The organism is Aquincola tertiaricarbonis (genome assembly GCF_023573145.1).
Classification (GTDB): Bacteria; Pseudomonadota; Gammaproteobacteria; order Burkholderiales; family Burkholderiaceae_C; genus Aquincola; species Aquincola tertiaricarbonis_B.
Genome location: NZ_CP097636.1, coordinates 3,765,997 through 3,781,462, shown reverse-complemented (window position 1 = coordinate 3,781,462; position 15,466 = coordinate 3,765,997). Strand labels below are relative to the sequence as shown.

General features: G+C 69.7%; 15 protein-coding genes. 10 read left to right on the top strand and 5 right to left on the bottom strand.

The features are described 5' to 3' along the window. Nucleotides 1–34: 34 nt before the first annotated feature. Both MW290_RS31905 and MW290_RS31900 read right to left on the bottom strand, forming a co-directional pair. On the bottom strand, nt 35–817 hold the full coding sequence (locus MW290_RS31905) for a S1 family peptidase (protein ID WP_250198347.1): 783 nt from the start codon (nt 815–817) through the stop codon (nt 35–37). Between the two features lie 32 nt (nt 818–849). Further along, entirely contained in the window at nt 850–1,170 is a 321-nt protein-coding gene (locus tag MW290_RS31900) for an addiction module antidote protein (protein WP_250198346.1), read from the bottom strand. Nucleotides 1,171–1,396: 226 nt separating this feature from the next. Between MW290_RS31900 and MW290_RS31895 the strand changes: the two genes are divergently transcribed. Then, complete coding sequence (locus MW290_RS31895; protein ID WP_250198345.1) at nt 1,397–1,975, top strand: cob(I)yrinic acid a,c-diamide adenosyltransferase; 579 nt, start codon at nt 1,397–1,399, stop codon at nt 1,973–1,975. Between the two features lie 22 nt (nt 1,976–1,997). Here the strand turns inward: MW290_RS31895 and MW290_RS31890 are convergent, their stop codons facing one another. The 3 genes from MW290_RS31890 to MW290_RS31880 are packed head-to-tail and all read right to left on the bottom strand — an operon-like array spanning nt 1,998 to nt 3,529. Beyond that, the gene (locus MW290_RS31890) at nt 1,998–2,315 is read right to left on the bottom strand and encodes a type II toxin-antitoxin system RelE/ParE family toxin (protein ID WP_250198344.1); all 318 of its coding nucleotides are present in this window, start codon (nt 2,313–2,315) and stop codon (nt 1,998–2,000) included. Further along, entirely contained in the window at nt 2,312–2,584 is a 273-nt protein-coding gene (locus MW290_RS31885; protein WP_250198343.1) for a YlcI/YnfO family protein, read from the bottom strand. The genes MW290_RS31890 and MW290_RS31885 overlap by 4 nt, the downstream gene beginning before the upstream one ends. A gap of 45 nt (nt 2,585–2,629) precedes the next feature. Continuing rightward, a complete protein-coding gene (locus tag MW290_RS31880) occupies nt 2,630–3,529 on the bottom strand; it encodes a LysR family transcriptional regulator (protein ID WP_250198342.1) in 900 nt (299 codons plus the stop codon). A gap of 129 nt (nt 3,530–3,658) precedes the next feature. Here MW290_RS31880 and MW290_RS31875 point away from each other — a divergent pair, with 129 nt between their 5' ends. From MW290_RS31875 to MW290_RS31835, 9 genes are all read left to right on the top strand, one after another. After that, entirely contained in the window at nt 3,659–5,797 is a 2,139-nt protein-coding gene (locus MW290_RS31875; protein ID WP_250198341.1) for a 3-hydroxyacyl-CoA dehydrogenase NAD-binding domain-containing protein, read from the top strand. Nucleotides 5,798–5,819: 22 nt separating this feature from the next. Continuing rightward, a complete protein-coding gene (locus tag MW290_RS31870) occupies nt 5,820–7,010 on the top strand; it encodes an acetyl-CoA C-acyltransferase (RefSeq protein ID WP_250198340.1) in 1,191 nt (396 codons plus the stop codon). Between the two features lie 14 nt (nt 7,011–7,024). Beyond that, nucleotides 7,025–8,233: an acyl-CoA dehydrogenase family protein gene (locus MW290_RS31865; protein WP_250198339.1), complete on the top strand. Its 1,209-nt coding sequence runs from the start codon at nt 7,025–7,027 to the stop codon at nt 8,231–8,233. 13 nt (nt 8,234–8,246) lie between these two features. After that, nucleotides 8,247–9,389: an acyl-CoA dehydrogenase family protein gene (locus MW290_RS31860; protein ID WP_250198338.1), complete on the top strand. Its 1,143-nt coding sequence runs from the start codon at nt 8,247–8,249 to the stop codon at nt 9,387–9,389. Then, complete coding sequence (locus tag MW290_RS31855; RefSeq protein WP_250198337.1) at nt 9,386–10,192, top strand: oxepin-CoA hydrolase, alternative type; 807 nt, start codon at nt 9,386–9,388, stop codon at nt 10,190–10,192. Before MW290_RS31860 ends, MW290_RS31855 begins: the two co-directional genes overlap by 4 nt. Before the next feature lie 2 nt (nt 10,193–10,194). Continuing rightward, a complete protein-coding gene (locus MW290_RS31850; protein ID WP_250198336.1) occupies nt 10,195–11,376 on the top strand; it encodes a CaiB/BaiF CoA transferase family protein in 1,182 nt (393 codons plus the stop codon). 108 nt (nt 11,377–11,484) lie between these two features. Beyond that, on the top strand, nt 11,485–12,483 hold the full coding sequence (locus MW290_RS31845) for a Bug family tripartite tricarboxylate transporter substrate binding protein (RefSeq protein WP_250198335.1): 999 nt from the start codon (nt 11,485–11,487) through the stop codon (nt 12,481–12,483). Nucleotides 12,484–12,491: 8 nt separating this feature from the next. Next, nucleotides 12,492–13,481, top strand: coding sequence for an NAD(P)H-dependent flavin oxidoreductase (locus tag MW290_RS31840; RefSeq protein WP_250198334.1), 990 nt, complete (start codon nt 12,492–12,494; stop codon nt 13,479–13,481). Nucleotides 13,482–13,526: 45 nt separating this feature from the next. Further along, the gene (locus MW290_RS31835; protein ID WP_250198333.1) at nt 13,527–15,452 is read left to right on the top strand and encodes an acyl-CoA synthetase; all 1,926 of its coding nucleotides are present in this window, start codon (nt 13,527–13,529) and stop codon (nt 15,450–15,452) included. Nucleotides 15,453–15,466 lie beyond the last annotated feature (14 nt).

Genomic DNA, 15,466 nt, shown 5'->3' with positions numbered 1-15,466 from the left:
TAGTGCAGCCGCACGCCATGCCGCCAGGGAGGTTTCATCGGCCCTGGCGCAGCAGCTCGGCCACCAGCCGCACCGGCAGCGCATAACTGATGCCCGAAGGGTCGGTGAGCGCGGTTTCCTTGCTGCCCTTGACGAACACCGAGTTGACGACGCCCACCACCTGGCCGCTGTCGGCATCGAGCACCGGGCCGCCGCTGTTGCCCGGGTAGGCGGTGGCGTCCAGCTGATAGATGTCGAAGCTGCCCTGGCGCAGCCGCGAGATGGCGGCCTCGTTCAGCTGCCGGGCACTGGCCACCGGTGCGGCGATGGGGGTGATCGACGAGATCATCCCGCGGTGGCTGACCGGCGTGAAACCCAGCGCCCCTCCCAGCGGAAAGCCCATCAGCACGATGGACTGACCTTCGGCGATGGCGGCGGTGGGTGCCAGCGTCAGCGGCGGCAGCGGCGCGCCCTCCAGCTTGAGCAGTGCCAGGTCGTGGCCACGCACCACCTGCAGCACGCTGGCGCGGCGCACCTCGGGCGCTTCACCTGCGCCCTTGCGCACCAGCACCGCCACATAGGCGCCCACGGCCTCGGCCGGGATGTCGGGCAGCACATGGGCATTGGTGACCACCAGCGTGCCGTCGTCCACCGCGAAGCCGGTGCCACGGAAGGTGAAGCGCGGGTTGTCGGTGGGCACGTACCGCCCCACCGCCACCACCGACGGCTTGCTGCGCGCGATCACCTCCACCGGGCCCGCCCAGGCCGTGCCCGCCACCAGCGCCGCAGGGCAGGCGGCCAGGACGGTCAGGCAAGTTCTGCGGTCGATGGTCGACATCCGTCGGAAGCGATGGGCGCCTCGACCGGCGGTCACTGGGACACCGGCTGTGCAACCAGACGCACGCCCAAGGCGGCGCATACGCGGCTCACGGTGTCGAAGCGCGGGGAGCTGCCTTCTCGCAAGGCCTTGTACAGCGATTCACGCGACATGCCCGACGCCTTGGCAATCTCGGTCATGCCGCGCGCACGGGCCACATGGCCGAGCGCGACGGCCACCTGACCGGGATCTTCATCCTGCAGCGCATCCGTCAGGAAAGCCGCAATCGCCTCTTCGGAGTCCAGGAACTGGGAAGGATCGAACTCGGGAAGATGGGCAATATCGATGCTTTCAACCTGGGTCGTCCTGGCCATGTCGTGCCTTTCGGTCGTTGAAGGTGTCGTCCCACAGGCTTCGAGTCTCCGAACAGGCCGCTGCGCAGCCTGTCGATCCGGCGGGCGATCAGGGCACGGGTCACGCCGTCCTTGACGCCTTCCAGCCAGTCCATGAACTGCGGAAGCGGTCGAACTGTGATCATGCGGAAGTGTAGCCGAATGGATACGATGGCTGCCATTTTCTCTTGGGGGCTAGCATCCACGCATGGCAAACCGACTCACACAAATCGCGACCCGCACCGGCGACGACGGCAGCACCGGCCTGGGCGACGGCACGCGCGTGCCCAAGGATCATCTGCGCATCCATGCGCTGGGCGACGTGGACGAGCTCAACTCGCAGCTGGGCGTGCTGCTGGCCGAGCCGCTGCCCGAGGACGTGCGCGAGCTGTTGGTGGTCATCCAGCACGAGCTGTTCAACCTGGGCGGCGAGCTGTCCATCCCCGGCTACACGCTGCTGAAGGACGAGGCCGTGCTGCGCCTGGACGAGGCGCTGGCCCACTACAACGCCACGCTGCCGCGGCTCAAGGAATTCATCCTGCCGGCCGGCACCCGCAGCGCCGCGCTGGCCCACGTGGCCCGCACCGTGGCCCGCCGCGCCGAACGCATGGTGGTGGCGCTCGCTGCCTCCGACGCCGTCGCCGTGCGCCCCGCGGCCCGCCAGTACCTCAACCGCCTGTCCGACCTGATGTTCGTGCTGGCTCGTGTGCTCAACCGCGCCAACCTCGACGGCCTGGGCGGCGACGACGTGTACTGGAAGAGCGAGCGGCTGGCGCGGCAGGGGTGATCGGGGCCACCTCTGCCTCTGGTCAGTGGTAGTCGCTTTCCCGCTGGTGACGCACCGCGCCGATGAACACGCGGTGCCGGTCCCTCACCTCGTACAGCACGACGTAGCCAGTCGCGCCGAACGAAACCACCAGTTCGCGGACGAAGGCGCTGGCGGCGGCCTTTCGGCAGCTGAAGGGGCTGATCGCGAGGAACTGGCAAGCTTGGCGGATGGCTTCGATTGCCCGCAGCGGCACCGACAGATCGCCGGTGGGGCTGTTCAGCTCCCGTTCGAACGCATGCTCGAACAACCTCTGCAGATCCTCTTCCGCCTCCCGGCTGAAGACGACCTGGTAGGTCACGACTGGCGGCGTTGGCGGGCCGCCGCGACCTTGGCTTCCAGCTTGGCGATGACGTCCTCCGCTGCAACCCAGTCACCGGCCGCCTCGGAGCGGGCGATCGCAGCCAAGCCGCGCCGCACGAACTCCGACTGGTCCTTACGGCGTGTCACTTCGGCCCGAACAGCCGCTTCCACCAGCGAGGTCAAGGTTTCGCCGGGCTGCAGGGCCTGCTCGACCTCGTCGCGGAAGTCGGGCTCGATGCGGACGGGCGGTAGCGTGGCGCTCTTCATGCCGGCAGCGTATCGCGTTTGCGATGCGCACACAATGCGATGCGCTCAAGCCACCACCGCCCCCCGCGCCTTCGCCAGCACGAAGTCGATGAAGGTCGCCATCGCTCGCGTGTGGTGGCGGTTGGGCATGTACAGCAGGTGCATGTGGGTGCCGAAGATCGACAGCCGCCATTCGTCGAGCGAGGTGACGATCTCGCCGCGGTCCACCTCGTCCTGCACCACGTAGTCGGGCACCAGGCCGATGCCCAGGCCCGCCTGGATGGCCTGGCGCAGGAACAGGAAGTTCTCGGAGATCAGCGAGGGCTCCAGCAGCACCTCGTGCCGTTCGTCGCGCCAGTAGGCCGCCACGCGCAGCTGGCGGCCGATGACGGCGGCGGTGATCAGCGGCATGGTGCGCAGGTCGTCCAGCTGCTGCGGCAGGCCCTGCGACTCGGCAAAGCCGCGTGAGGCGCAGGCCACGTAGCGCACCACGCCCATGTCGCGCGCCACCAGGTTCTGCGGCGGCTCCGACAGCACGCGCACGGCCACGTCCACCTCGTCGCGCATCAGGTCTTCGACCCGGTTCTCGAACATCACGTCGAGCACGATGCCGGGGTAATGGCGCTTGAAGTCCAGCAGCCAGGGCGACATCACCAGCTGCCCGTAGCCGCTGGGCACTGACAGCCGTACCCGGCCCTGCAGCCGCTGGCCCAGCGTGGTGATGGATTCGCGCGCGGCCGTCAGCTCGTTCTGGATGCGCAGGCCGTGCTCGTACAGCTTGAGCCCGATCTCGGTGGGCTCCACCCGGCGCGTGGTGCGCCGCACCAGCTGCTGGCCGATGGACTTCTCCAGCTGGTTGAGGTGGTAGCTGATGTTGGCCCGGCTCATCTTGAGCCGGCGGGCCGCCTCGCTGAGGTTGCCGGCGTCCAGGATCTGCACCAGCAAGGTGAGGGCGTTGACGTCCATGGCGCGGCGGTTGTCAAAAACGGCTTGACAGTCTGTCAACCGGTTGAGCCATTGTCAAGAAAGTATCGACGCCCAACAATGAACCCACACCCGGGGGTTCGACCGGGGCCTGCCTGAGGAGACACGCACATGGTGCAAGAAGCCACTTCGTCCGCCGCAGAAGCCAACCCGGTCAGCACCGAGTTGCGCGGCAAGATCCTGCTGGTCACGGTCGACAACCCGCCGGTCAACGCCCTCGGCGTGGCCGTGCGCCGCGGCCTGATGGCCGCAATCGAGGCCGCCGACGCCAACCCTGCCGTGGGCGCGGTGCTCATCGTGGGTGCTGGCCGCAACTTCATCGCCGGGGCCGACATCCGCGAATTCGGCCTGCCGCCGCAACCGCCGCTGCTGACCGAGGTGTGCAGCCGCATCGAGGCCAGCCGCAAGCCTGTGATTGCCGCCATCCACGGCGCTGCGCTGGGCGGCGGGCTGGAAGTGGCGCTGGGCGCGCACTACCGCATCGCCGTGGCCAGCGCCAAGCTGGGCCTGCCGGAAGTGGCGCTGGGCCTGCTGCCGGGCGCCGGTGGCACGCAGCGCGCGCCGCGCCTGGTGGGCGCGGCGGCGGCGCTGGACATCATCCTCAGCGGCCGCCACGTGGGCGCAGCCGAGGCGCTGAAGCTGGGCCTGATCGACCGGGTGGCGCAAAGCGACGACACGCTGGCCGAGGGCCTGGCCTATGCGCAGGAGTTGCTGGCCGCGCAGGCCGGCCCGCGCCGCAGCCGCGACGCGCAGGCGCTGGCGGACCGCGCCACCGCGCAAGCGGCCATCGACGCCGCACGCGCCGATGTGCAGAAGAAGCAGCGCCACCTGTTCTCGCCGCACAAGATCGTGGAGGCGGTGCAGGCTGCGCTGGACAAGCCCTTCGACGAAGCACTGAAGCTGGAGCGCCAGTTCTTCATGCAGTGCCTGGACAGCCCGCAGCGCGCCGGCCTGATCCACGCCTTCTTCGCCGAGCGTGAAGTGGCCAAGGTGCCCGAGGCCGCAGCGGCGCAGCCTCGGCCCTTCAAGACCATCGGTGTGGTGGGCGGCGGCACCATGGGCGCCGGCATCGCGGTGGCGGCGCTGGACGCCGGCCTGCCGGTGACCATGGTCGAGCGCGACCAGGTGTCGATCGACCGCGGCCGTGCCAACGTCGAGAAGGTGTACGACGGCCTGGTGGCCAAGGGCCGCATGACGGTCGAAGGTCAGGCCGCGGTGATGGCCCGCTTCACGGGCAGCACCGACTACGCGGCTTTCAAGGACGTGGACCTGGTGATCGAGGCGGTGTTCGAGGACATCGAGGTCAAGAAGGCCGTGTTCGCCGAACTCGACCGCGTGTGCAAGCCCGGCGCCGTGCTGGCCACCAACACCTCCTACCTGGACATCGACGCCATCGCGGCCAGCATCTCGCGGCCGCAGGACGTGATCGGCCTGCACTTCTTCTCGCCGGCCAACATCATGAAGCTGCTCGAGATCGTGGTGCCTGCGAAGGTGAGCGCCGACGTGGTGGCCACCGCCTTCGAGCTGGCCAAGAAGCTCAAGAAGGTGCCGGTGCGCGCCGGCGTGTGCGACGGCTTCATCGGCAACCGCATCCTGGCCGTGTACCGCCAGGCCGCCGACTACCTGATGGAAGACGGCGCATCGCCTTACGAGATCGACGCCGCGGTGCGCGAGTTCGGCTATCCGATGGGTCCGTTCCAGGTGTCCGACCTGGCCGGCGGCGACATCGGCTGGGCCACGCGCAAGCGCAAGGCCGCCACTCGCAACCCGGCCGCGCGCTACGTGCAGATCGCCGACCGCATCTGCGAACGCGGCTGGTTCGGCCAGAAGACGCAGCGCGGCTGGTACCAGTACCCGCAAGGCTCGCGCAGCGGCCAGCAGGACCCCGAGGTGCTGGCCATCGTCGACGCCGAGCGCCAGCGCGCCGGCATCACGCCGCGCAGCTTCAGCTCGGACGAGATCATCCGCCGCTACATGGCCGCGATGATCAACGAGGGCGCGAACGTCGTGCACCAGCGCATCGCGCTGCGGCCGCTGGACGTGGACGTGACCTTCTTGTACGGCTACGGCTTTCCGCGTTTCCGCGGCGGCCCGATGAAGTACGCGGACATGGTGGGCCTGGACAAGGTGCTGGCCGACATCCGCGAGTTCGCCAAGGAAGACCCGCTGTTCTGGCAGCCCTCGCCGCTGCTGGTGCAGCTGGTCGAAGAAGGCAAGAACTTCGAGAGCCTGAACAAGGCCGCCGCCTGACATCCCCCGGAGACAAATCACCATGCGCCAAGCCGTCATCGTGTCCACCGCCCGCACGCCGCTCACCAAGGCGCACCGCGGTGAGTTCAACATCACCCCCGGCCCCACGCTGGCCGCCTTCGCCGTCAAGGCGGCGGTCGATCGCGCGGGCATCGACCCCACGCTGATCGAAGACGCCATCCTCGGCTGCGGCTACCCCGAAGGCACCACCGGCCGCAACGTGGCGCGCCAGTCCATCATCCGCGCCGGGTTGCCCATCAGCATCGCCGGCACCACGGTCAACCGCTTCTGCGCCTCGGGCCTGCAGGCCATCGCGATGGCGGCTGGCCGCATCGTGGTGGACGGCGCCCCGGCCATGATCGCCGGCGGCGTGGAAAGCATCTCGCAGATCCGCACCCGCAGCGCCACCGACAGCGGCGATTCGGGCATGGACCCGTGGATCGTCGAGCACAAGCCCGAGCTGTACATAGCGATGATCGAGACCGCCGACATCGTGGCCCGCCGCTACAACATCAGCCGCGAGGCGCAGGACCGCTTCAGCGCCGAGAGCCAGCGCCGCACCGAAGAAGCGCAGAAGGCCGGCCGCTATGCCGACGAGATCGTGCCCTGCACCACGGTGATGGCGGTGACCGACAAGGAAACCAAGGCCGTGACCCACCGCGAGGTGACCGCCACCGCCGACAACTGCAACCGCCCCGGCACCACGTATGAGGCGCTGGCCAAGCTGGCCCCGGTGCGTGGCGACGACCAGTTCGTCACCGCGGGCAATGCCTCGCAGCTGTCCGACGGCGCGTCGGCCTGCGTGCTGATGGAAGCGGGCGAGGCCGAGCGCCTGGGCCTGCAGCCGCTGGGCGCCTTCCGCGGCCTGGCGGTGGCCGGCTGCGAGCCCGACGAGATGGGCATCGGCCCGGTGTACGCCGTGCCCAAGCTGCTCAAGCGCCATGGCCTGAAGGTGGAAGACATCGACCTGTGGGAGCTGAACGAGGCCTTCGCCTCGCAGGCGCTGTACTGCCAGCAGCAGCTGGGCATCCCGCTCGACAAGCTCAACGTCAACGGCGGCGCCATCTCCATCGGCCACCCCTTCGGCATGACGGGCGCGCGCCTGGCCGGCCACATCCTGCTGGAAGGCCGCCGCCGCAAGGCCCGCTACGCCGTGGTGTCGATGTGCATCGCCGGCGGCATGGGCGCTGCGGGCCTGTTCGAAATCTACTGATCGGAGACAGCCTCATGGACATGAGCTTCACCCAAGAAGAACTGGCCTTCCGCGACGAAGTGCGCCAGTTCCTGGCCGAGCAGCTGCCCGAGCGGCTGTCGGCCAAGGTGGCCAACGGCCAGCACCTGAGCAAGGCCGACATGGAGGAATGGCACGCCATCCTCAACGCCCGCGGCTGGCTGGCCAACCACTGGCCGCAGGCCTACGGCGGCCCGGGCTGGAACGCGGTGCAGAAGTTCATCTTCGAGCATGAATGCGCCATCGCCCATGCGCCGCGCATCGTGCCCTTCGGCGTGAACATGCTGGGCCCGGTGCTCATCAAGTACGGCAACGAGGCGCAGAAGAGCCACTGGCTGCCGCGCATCCTCAGCGGTGCCGACTGGTGGTGCCAGGGCTACTCAGAGCCGGGTGCCGGCTCGGACCTGGCCAGCGTCAAGACCACGGCAGTGCGTAGATCGGACGAACGGGGCGACCACTACGTGGTCAACGGCCAGAAGACCTGGACCACGCTGGGCCAGCACGCCAACATGATCTTCTGCCTGGTGCGCACCGACCCCGCGGCCAAGAAGCAGTCGGGCATCAGCTTCCTGCTGGTGGACATGAAGAGCCCCGGCGTGGAAGTGCGCCCCATCATCACGCTGGATGGCGCGCACGAGGTCAACGAGGTGTTCTTCACCGACGTGCGCGTGCCGGCCGAGAACCTGGTGGGCGAAGAGAACCGCGGCTGGGACTGCGCCAAGTACCTGCTGACCTATGAGCGCACCAACATCGCGGGCGTGGGCTTCTCGGTGGCGGCGCTGGCCAAGCTGAAGAAGGCCGCCGCCCGCGTGCAGAAGAACGGCCGCCCGCTGCTGGAAGACCCGCTGTTCGCGGCCCGCCTGGCCAAGGTCGAGATCGACCTGGAGAACATGAAGACCACCAACCTGCGCGTGATCGCGGCGGTGGCCGGTGGCGGCGCGCCGGGCGCGGAAAGCTCGATGCTGAAGATCCGCGGCACGGTGATCCGCCAGGAGCTGACCTCGCTGCTGCGTCGCGCCATGGGCCCGCATGCGCGGCCCTTCAATGCCGACTGGCTGGAAGGCCCGTACGAAGGCGAAGTGGGTGCGCCGGAAGAAGCGGCCAGCGCCGCGGCCAGCTACTTCAACAACCGCAAGCTGTCGATCTTCGGCGGCTCCAACGAGATCCAGCGCAACATCATCTCCAAGATGATCCTCGGGCTGTAAGACCGGAGCAGACATGAACTTCGAACACACCGAAGACCGCCGCATGCTGGCGGACACGCTGAACCGCTACATCGCCGAGCAGTACGGCTTCGAGACCCGCAACCGCATCGCCCACTCGGCCGAAGGCTACAGCCCGCAGCAATGGGCGCAGTTCGCCGAGCTGGGCGCCATCGGTGCGCTGTTCAGCGAGGCCGATGGCGGCTACGGCGGCGCCGGCTTCGACATCGCCGTGGTCTTCGAAGCCCTGGGCCGCGGCCTGGTGGTCGAGCCGCTGCTGGGCAGCGCGGTGCTGGCCGGCAGCGCCATCAGCCACGCCGGCAATGAGCAGCAGCGCACTTGGCTAGACAAGTTGATCGACGGCAGCACCATCGCCGCGCTGGCGCATGGCGAGGCCGACAGCCTGTACTCGCTGACGCAGGTGTCCACCACCGCCCGCCGCACCGACAACGGCTGGGAACTGAACGGTGCCAAGGCCGTGGTGCCGCAGGGCGAAGCTGCCACGCTGTTTGTCGTCTCGGCCCGCACTGCGGGTGGCGTGGACGATGCGCAAGGCCTGTCGCTGTTCCTGGTGCCGGCCGATGCCCCGGGCCTGGCCGTGCGCGGCCAGACCGCCGTTGACGGCGGCCGCGTGGCCACCGTCACGCTGGACCATGTGACCGTGCCGGCCGATGCGCTGCTGGGCACCGAAGGCGCGGCCCTGACCACGCTGGAACATGCCATGGGCCGCGGCGTGCTGGCGCTGTGCGCCGAGTCGCTGGGCGCGATGGACGTGGCCCGCCAGGCCACGCTGGAATACCTGCAGACGCGCAAGCAGTTCGGCGTGCCCATCGGCAGCTTCCAGGCCCTGCAGCACCGCATGGCCGATGTGCTGCTGGAAATCGAGCAGGCCCGCTCGGCGGTGATCAACGCCGCCGCCGCGGTGGACGGCGACGACCGCCTGGCGCGCGAGAAGGCCTTGTCGGCCGCCAAGTTCACCATCGGCCGCGTGGGCACGCTGGTGGCGGAAGAAGCCATCCAGCTGCACGGCGGCATCGGCATGACCTGGGAGCTGCCGCTGTCGCACTACGCCAAGCGCCTGGTGATGATCGACCACCAGCTGGGCGACGAAGACTTCCACCTGGCGCGCTACATCGCGCTGGGGCAGGAGGCGGCATGAGCGCCCCGCAGGACGTGCTGCTGCAGCGCCGTGAAGGCGCGGTGCTGGTGCTGGTCAACAACAACCCGGCGGCCCGCAATGCGCTCAGCGCCGAGTTCTACACCGCCGCCACCCAGGCCCTGGCCGAGGCCGATGCCGACCCCACCGTGGGCGCCATCGTGCTCACCGGCGCAGGCGGCTTCTTCTGCGCCGGCGGCAACCTGAACCAGCTGGCCACCCGGCGCGAGATGGCGCCCGAAGACCGGCGCGAGCGGCTGGAGCTGCTGCACACCTTCGTGCGCCGGCTGCGCGACACCGCCAAGCCGGTGATCGCCGCGGTGGAAGGCGGCGCGGCCGGTGCCGGCATGTCGCTGGCGCTGGCCTGCGACCTGCTGGTCAGCTCGCGCGAGGCCTTCTTCGGCGTCAGCTACATCAAGGTGGGTCTGACGCCCGATGGCGGCATCACCTCCTTCCTGGCCGAGTTCGTCTCGCGCCAGGTGCTCACCGAGCTGTGCCTGACCGGCGACCGCATCACCGCCGAGCGGCTGAATGCGCTGGGCGCCGTCAACCGCCTGGTGGAGCCAGGCAGCGCCGAGGCCGAAGCCATCGCGCTGGGCCAGCGCATCGCCGAAGGGCCCGACCGCGCCACCGCGCGCATCAAGGCCTTGTGCCGCGGCGCGCACATGCGCTCGCTGGACGAGCAGCTCGAACTCGAAGCCCGCGCCATGGTGGAAAGCCAGGGCGACGATGAGGCGGCCGAAGGCATCGGTGCCTTCCTGCAAAAGCGCCGCGCCGATTTCACGGCCCTGCGCCGCCGCGGATGACGATGAACGCGATGCCTGGATTGCCGCTGGCCGGCGTGCGAGTGCTGGACTTTTCCCGCGTGCTGGCCGGCCCGCTGTGCGGCATGGTGCTGGGCGACTTCGGCGCCGACGTGATCAAGGTCGAACATCCCGGCCGTGGCGACGACACCCGCGACTGGGGCCTGCGCGTGGGCCAGACCGAGACGGCCTACTTCAACAGCATGAACCGCAACAAGCGGTCGATCGCGCTCGACCTGCAGACGCCCGAAGGCCAGGCCACCGCCAAGGCGCTGGCCGCGCAGTGCGACGTGGTGATCCAGAACTTCAAGTTCGGCGGCATGGAGAAGCTGGGCCTGGGCTATGAGCAGCTGAAGGCCGACAACCCGCGGCTGATCTACTGCTCGGTCTCGGGCTACAACCGCGGCGGCAGCGAGGCTGCACGCCCCGGCTACGACCTGGTGGTGCAGGGCGAGGCGGGCCTGATGGCGCTCAACGGCGAGGCCACCCAGCCGCCGCTGAAGTTCGGCGTGGCCGCGGTCGACCTGATGACCGGCATGTACTCGGCGCAGGCCGTGCTGGCCGCGCTGTACCAGCGTGAGCGCACCGGCACCGGCCGCCATGTGGAGATGGCACTGTTCGACTGCGGGCTGATGATCACCGCCTACTACGGCCTGGAAGCGCTGCTGATGGGCGAAGACCCGCCGCGCTACGGCAATGCGCACCCGTCCATCGTGCCCTACGGCGTGTTCGATGCGGCCGACGGTCCCATCGTCATCACCGTGGGCAACAACGCGCAGTTCCAGCGCTTTTGCACCGAGGTGATCGAGCGGCCCGAGCTGGCCGCCGACGAGCGCTTCAAGACCAACCTCGGCCGCTCGGCCCACCGTGCCGAGTTGCTGCCGGTGCTGCATGCCGAGCTGGCCCGCAGGCCGCGCGCGCAACTGCTGGCCGCGTTGTCGGCCGCCGGCATTCCCTGTGGCGAGGTGCTGGGCCTGCATGAGGCGCTGACCTCACCGCGCGCGGTGGAAGGCGGCCTGGTCACGGTGCAGCCGCACCCGGTGGCCGGCAGCACCCATGTGCTGGCGCCGCCCTACCGCATCGACGGCGAACGGCTGCCGGTGCGCCGGCCGCCGCCGCAACTGGGCGCCGATACCGAGGCCGTGCTGCAGGAGCTGCTGGGCGACCAGCGGCCGGGCCGCAGCTGAATCCGATCCCACCTGGCCAGCCGATCCTGTTGGTGCCGTCCTCTTCGATGCGTGCCGGCCGCCGTGCGCGGCACGCTGCTTCCTACCTTGCATAGCCAGGAGTTCCGCATGCAACCTCGTACCGCCCTTCGCCCCGCCAGTGCCCTTCGCCGCAGCCTTGTCGCCCTGGCGCTGGTCGTGCCTGCACTGGGCGCGATGGCGCAGGCCTACCCCGCGAAGATGATCACCATCGTCGTGCCCTTCCCGCCCGGCGGCCCCACCGACACCGCCTCGCGCATCGTGGGCCAGCGCATGAGCGAGCTGCTCAAGCAGCAGGTCATCGTGGAAAACCGCGCTGGTGCCTCGGGCGCCATCGCCGCCGCTGCCGTGGCCAAGGCCGCGCCCGACGGCTACACGCTGATGATGCTGGCCACGCCCACGCTGCTGGCGCCGCACCTGTACAAGACGGCCAAGTACGACATCCAGAAGGACTTCACGCCCGTCGGCACCACCTACGACCTGCCCATCGTGATGGTGGTCAATCCGCAGTCGCTGCCCGACGTGACCACGCTGCCGCAGCTGATCGCCAAGGCCAAGGCGACCAACCCGCCGCTCAACTACACCAGCTCGGGCCAGGGCAGCTTCGGCCACCTGACCACCGAATCGCTGAAGACGCTGGGCAAGTTCGAGATGAGCCACGTGCCCTACCGCGGCGGCTCGCCGGCGGTGACCGACGTGATCGGCGGCCAGGTGCCGGTGATGTACGCCGACATGGTGGCTGCGCTGCCGCACATCAAATCCGGCAAGCTGCGCGCCATTGCCGTCGGCTCGCCGCAGCGCGTGCCTTACCTGCCCGACGTGAAGACGGTGTCCGAGCAAGGCTTCCCCGGCTTCGACGCGGTGTCGTGGGGCGGCCTGCTGGCGCCGGCCGGCACGCCGGCACCGGTGATCAACAAGCTCAGCGAAGTGCTGAAGCAGACCCTGGCCGAGCCCGAGATCCAGGAGAAGCTGAAGAACGCCGGCACCTACGCCGCCTGGCAATCGCCGAAGGACACGGCCGAGCGCATCCGCCGCGATGACGAGAAGTGGGGCAAGGTCATCCGCGACAAGGGCGTGTCGATCGAGTAAGCACTGCCATGCTTTCAACTGCGATCACCGAGATGTTCGGCATCCGCCTGCCCATCGTGGCCGGCGGTCTGATGTGGCTGTCCGATGCCCGCTACGTGGCCGCGGCCTCGCGCGCGGGCATCCTGGGCTTCATCACCGCGGCCAGCTTCCCCGAGCCGCAGGCGCTGCGCGACGAGATCCGCCGCTGCCGCGACCTGTGCGAAGGCGGGCCCTGCGGCGTCAACGTGTCGATGCTGCCCAAGCTGGTGCCGGGTGAGCGCACGCAGGCGGTGTTCGAGCTGATCGCCGAAGAAGGCGTGCGCTTCGTCGAGACCTCGGGCCGCAGCCCCGAGGCCTACCTGCCCACGCTCAAGGCGGCGGGCATCAAGGTGCTGCACAAGGTGCCGGCGGTGCGCTACGCGGTCAAGGCCCAGTCGCTGGGCGTGGATGCGGTGGCCATCGTGGGTGCCGAGTGCGGCGGCCACCCGGGCATGGACATGGTCGGCAGCCTGGTCAATGCGGCCTGGGCGCGCGAGCAGCTGCACATCCCCTACCTCATCGGCGGCGGCATCGGCTGCGGCTCGCAGGTGACGGCCGCGCTGGCCATGGGCGCGGCCGGCGTGGTGGTGGGCACGCGCTTCACCGTGGCCGAAGAAATCTGGGCGCACGAAGACTACAAGCGCCGCCTGGTGCAGGCCGAGCCCACCGACACCACGCTGCTGATGCACACGGTGCGCAACACCGTGCGTGCGCTGCGCAACGAGACGACGGATGCGGTGCAGGCCATCGAGGCCAGCCAGCCCGGCGTCACCATCCAGGACCTGCTGCCGCTGGTGGCCGGCCGCATCGGCCGCCAGGCCTACGAGACCGGCGACACCCGCCACGGCGTGCTGTCGGCCGGCCATGCGCTGGCCTTCACCGACCGCATCGAGCCGCTGGCCGCCATCGTGCAGCGACTGCAGGCCGAGATGCAGGCCGCCGTGCAACGCATCGCCCCGCCGCAGGCCGTGCCGGCCTGAACCTTCACGCACACCGGGCGTCCGACCCGGGCAGGAGACAACGCCATGATCCACCCCGCCGACACCGTGCAAGCCCCCTTCCGCGCCGGCCCGCCGGTGCGCAGCCTGGCCGACGTGCAGCGCATCGAAGCCGCGATGCCGCTGGAGCAGGCCATGCCGGTGCGCAGTACCTATGAGCTGTTCCGCAACTCGGCCGCGGCCTTTGGCGACAAGACGGCGCTGACCTTCATTCGCAGCGTGGCAGAGGCCGACCGCCCACTGCGCTGGAGCTACCGCCAGCTGTTCGAAGGCATCCATCAGACGGCCAACCTGCTGCACAACCTGGGCTTGCAGCCGCAGCAGGCGGTGTCGGTGCTGCTGCCCGCCTGCCCCGAGTACCACCTGGCGCTGTGGGGCGGCGAAGCGGCCGGCATCGTGCAGCCGCTGAACCCGCTGCTCAGCGAAGACAAGCTGGCCGCGCTGATGAACGCAGCCGGCAGCCGCGTGCTGATCGCCTGGGGCGCCGATGCCGAAGCCGGCTACTGGCAGAAGGCGATGCGCCTGCGCGAGCGCGTACCCACGCTGCAGGCGGTGCTGCGCGTGCTGCCGCACGATGCGCCGCCCGCAGTGGAAGGCCCGCTGCCCGAGGGCGTGCTGGACTTCGGCCAGGCGCGCGCCGCGCAGCCGGCCGACCGGCTGGTGAGTGGCCGCGTCATCCAGCCCGAGGACATCGCCGCCTACTTCCACACCGGCGGCACCACGGGCGACCCCAAGCTGGCGCGCCACAGCCACCGTGCGCAGGTGTTCACCGCCTGGGCCAGTGTGCAGGTGCAGGGCCTGACCGACCGCGACGTGGCCATCAACGGCTATCCGCTGTTCCATGTGGCGGGCGTGCTGCCGGCCTCGCTGGCCTCGTTCTCGGCCGGTGTGGAAGTGATCATTCCCACCACCACGCTGCTGCGCAACCGCGAGGTCATGCGCCAGTACTGGCGGCTGGTGGAACGCTTCCGTCCCACTTCGCTGTCGGCCGTGCCCACGGTGCTGGCCGCGCTGGCCGACGTGCCGCTGGACGGTGCCGACATCTCGTCGATCAAGTACTGCCGCACCGGCGCGGCGCCGCTGTCGCCCGAGCTGGCCGCGCGCTTCGAGCGCCTCTTCGGCCTGCACGTGCATGAAAGCCTGGGCATGACCGAGATGGCCGGCATCTCCACCATCACGCCGCCCGGCGTGGTGGGGCCGGCTGGCTGCGTGGGCTTTCCGCTGCCGTACACCCGCTTGCGCATCGTGGCGCTGGACGAGCGCGGCAACGCCAGCGACCGCGAGCTGCCGCCGGGCCAGGCGGGCATGGTGCTTTTCCGCTCGCCCAACCTGTTCTCGGGCTTCCTGGACGAGGCGGACAACCGCAAGGCCTTCACCGCCGACGGCTGGCTGGCCACCGGCGACCTGGGTTGGCTGGACGAGCAAGGGCGCCTCAACCTCACCGGCCGCGCGAAGGACCTCATCATCCGCAGCGGCCACAACATCGACCCCAAGGTGATCGAGGACGCGCTGGACGCCCACCCCGCGGTGCAGCTGGCCGCCGCCGTGGGCGCGCCCGACGCCTATGCCGGCGAGGTGCCGGTGGCCTATGCCACGCTGCTGCCCGGCGCCAGTGCCACCGAAGAAGAGCTGCTGGCCTTCGTCGCCCAGCGGGTGGACGAAGCGCCCGCGCGGCCCAAGCGCATCACCGTGCTGCAGCGCATGCCCACCACCAACGTGGGCAAGATCTTCAAGCCCGAGTTGCGGCAGCTGGCCGCCATCGACACCGTGCAGCAACGCCTGCAGGCACTGTGGCGCGAGGCCGCACCGGCCGGCCTGCCGCTGCCCGAGGTGCTGCCCGAAGGCCCCGCCGGCCTGCTGCTGCGCGCGCCCGATCATCCCGCATGGCCTACGCTTGCGCCTGCCGTCGCCGATGCGGTGGCACGCCTGGGCGTGCAGGCCCGCATCGCCTAGCACCATCGCACAGA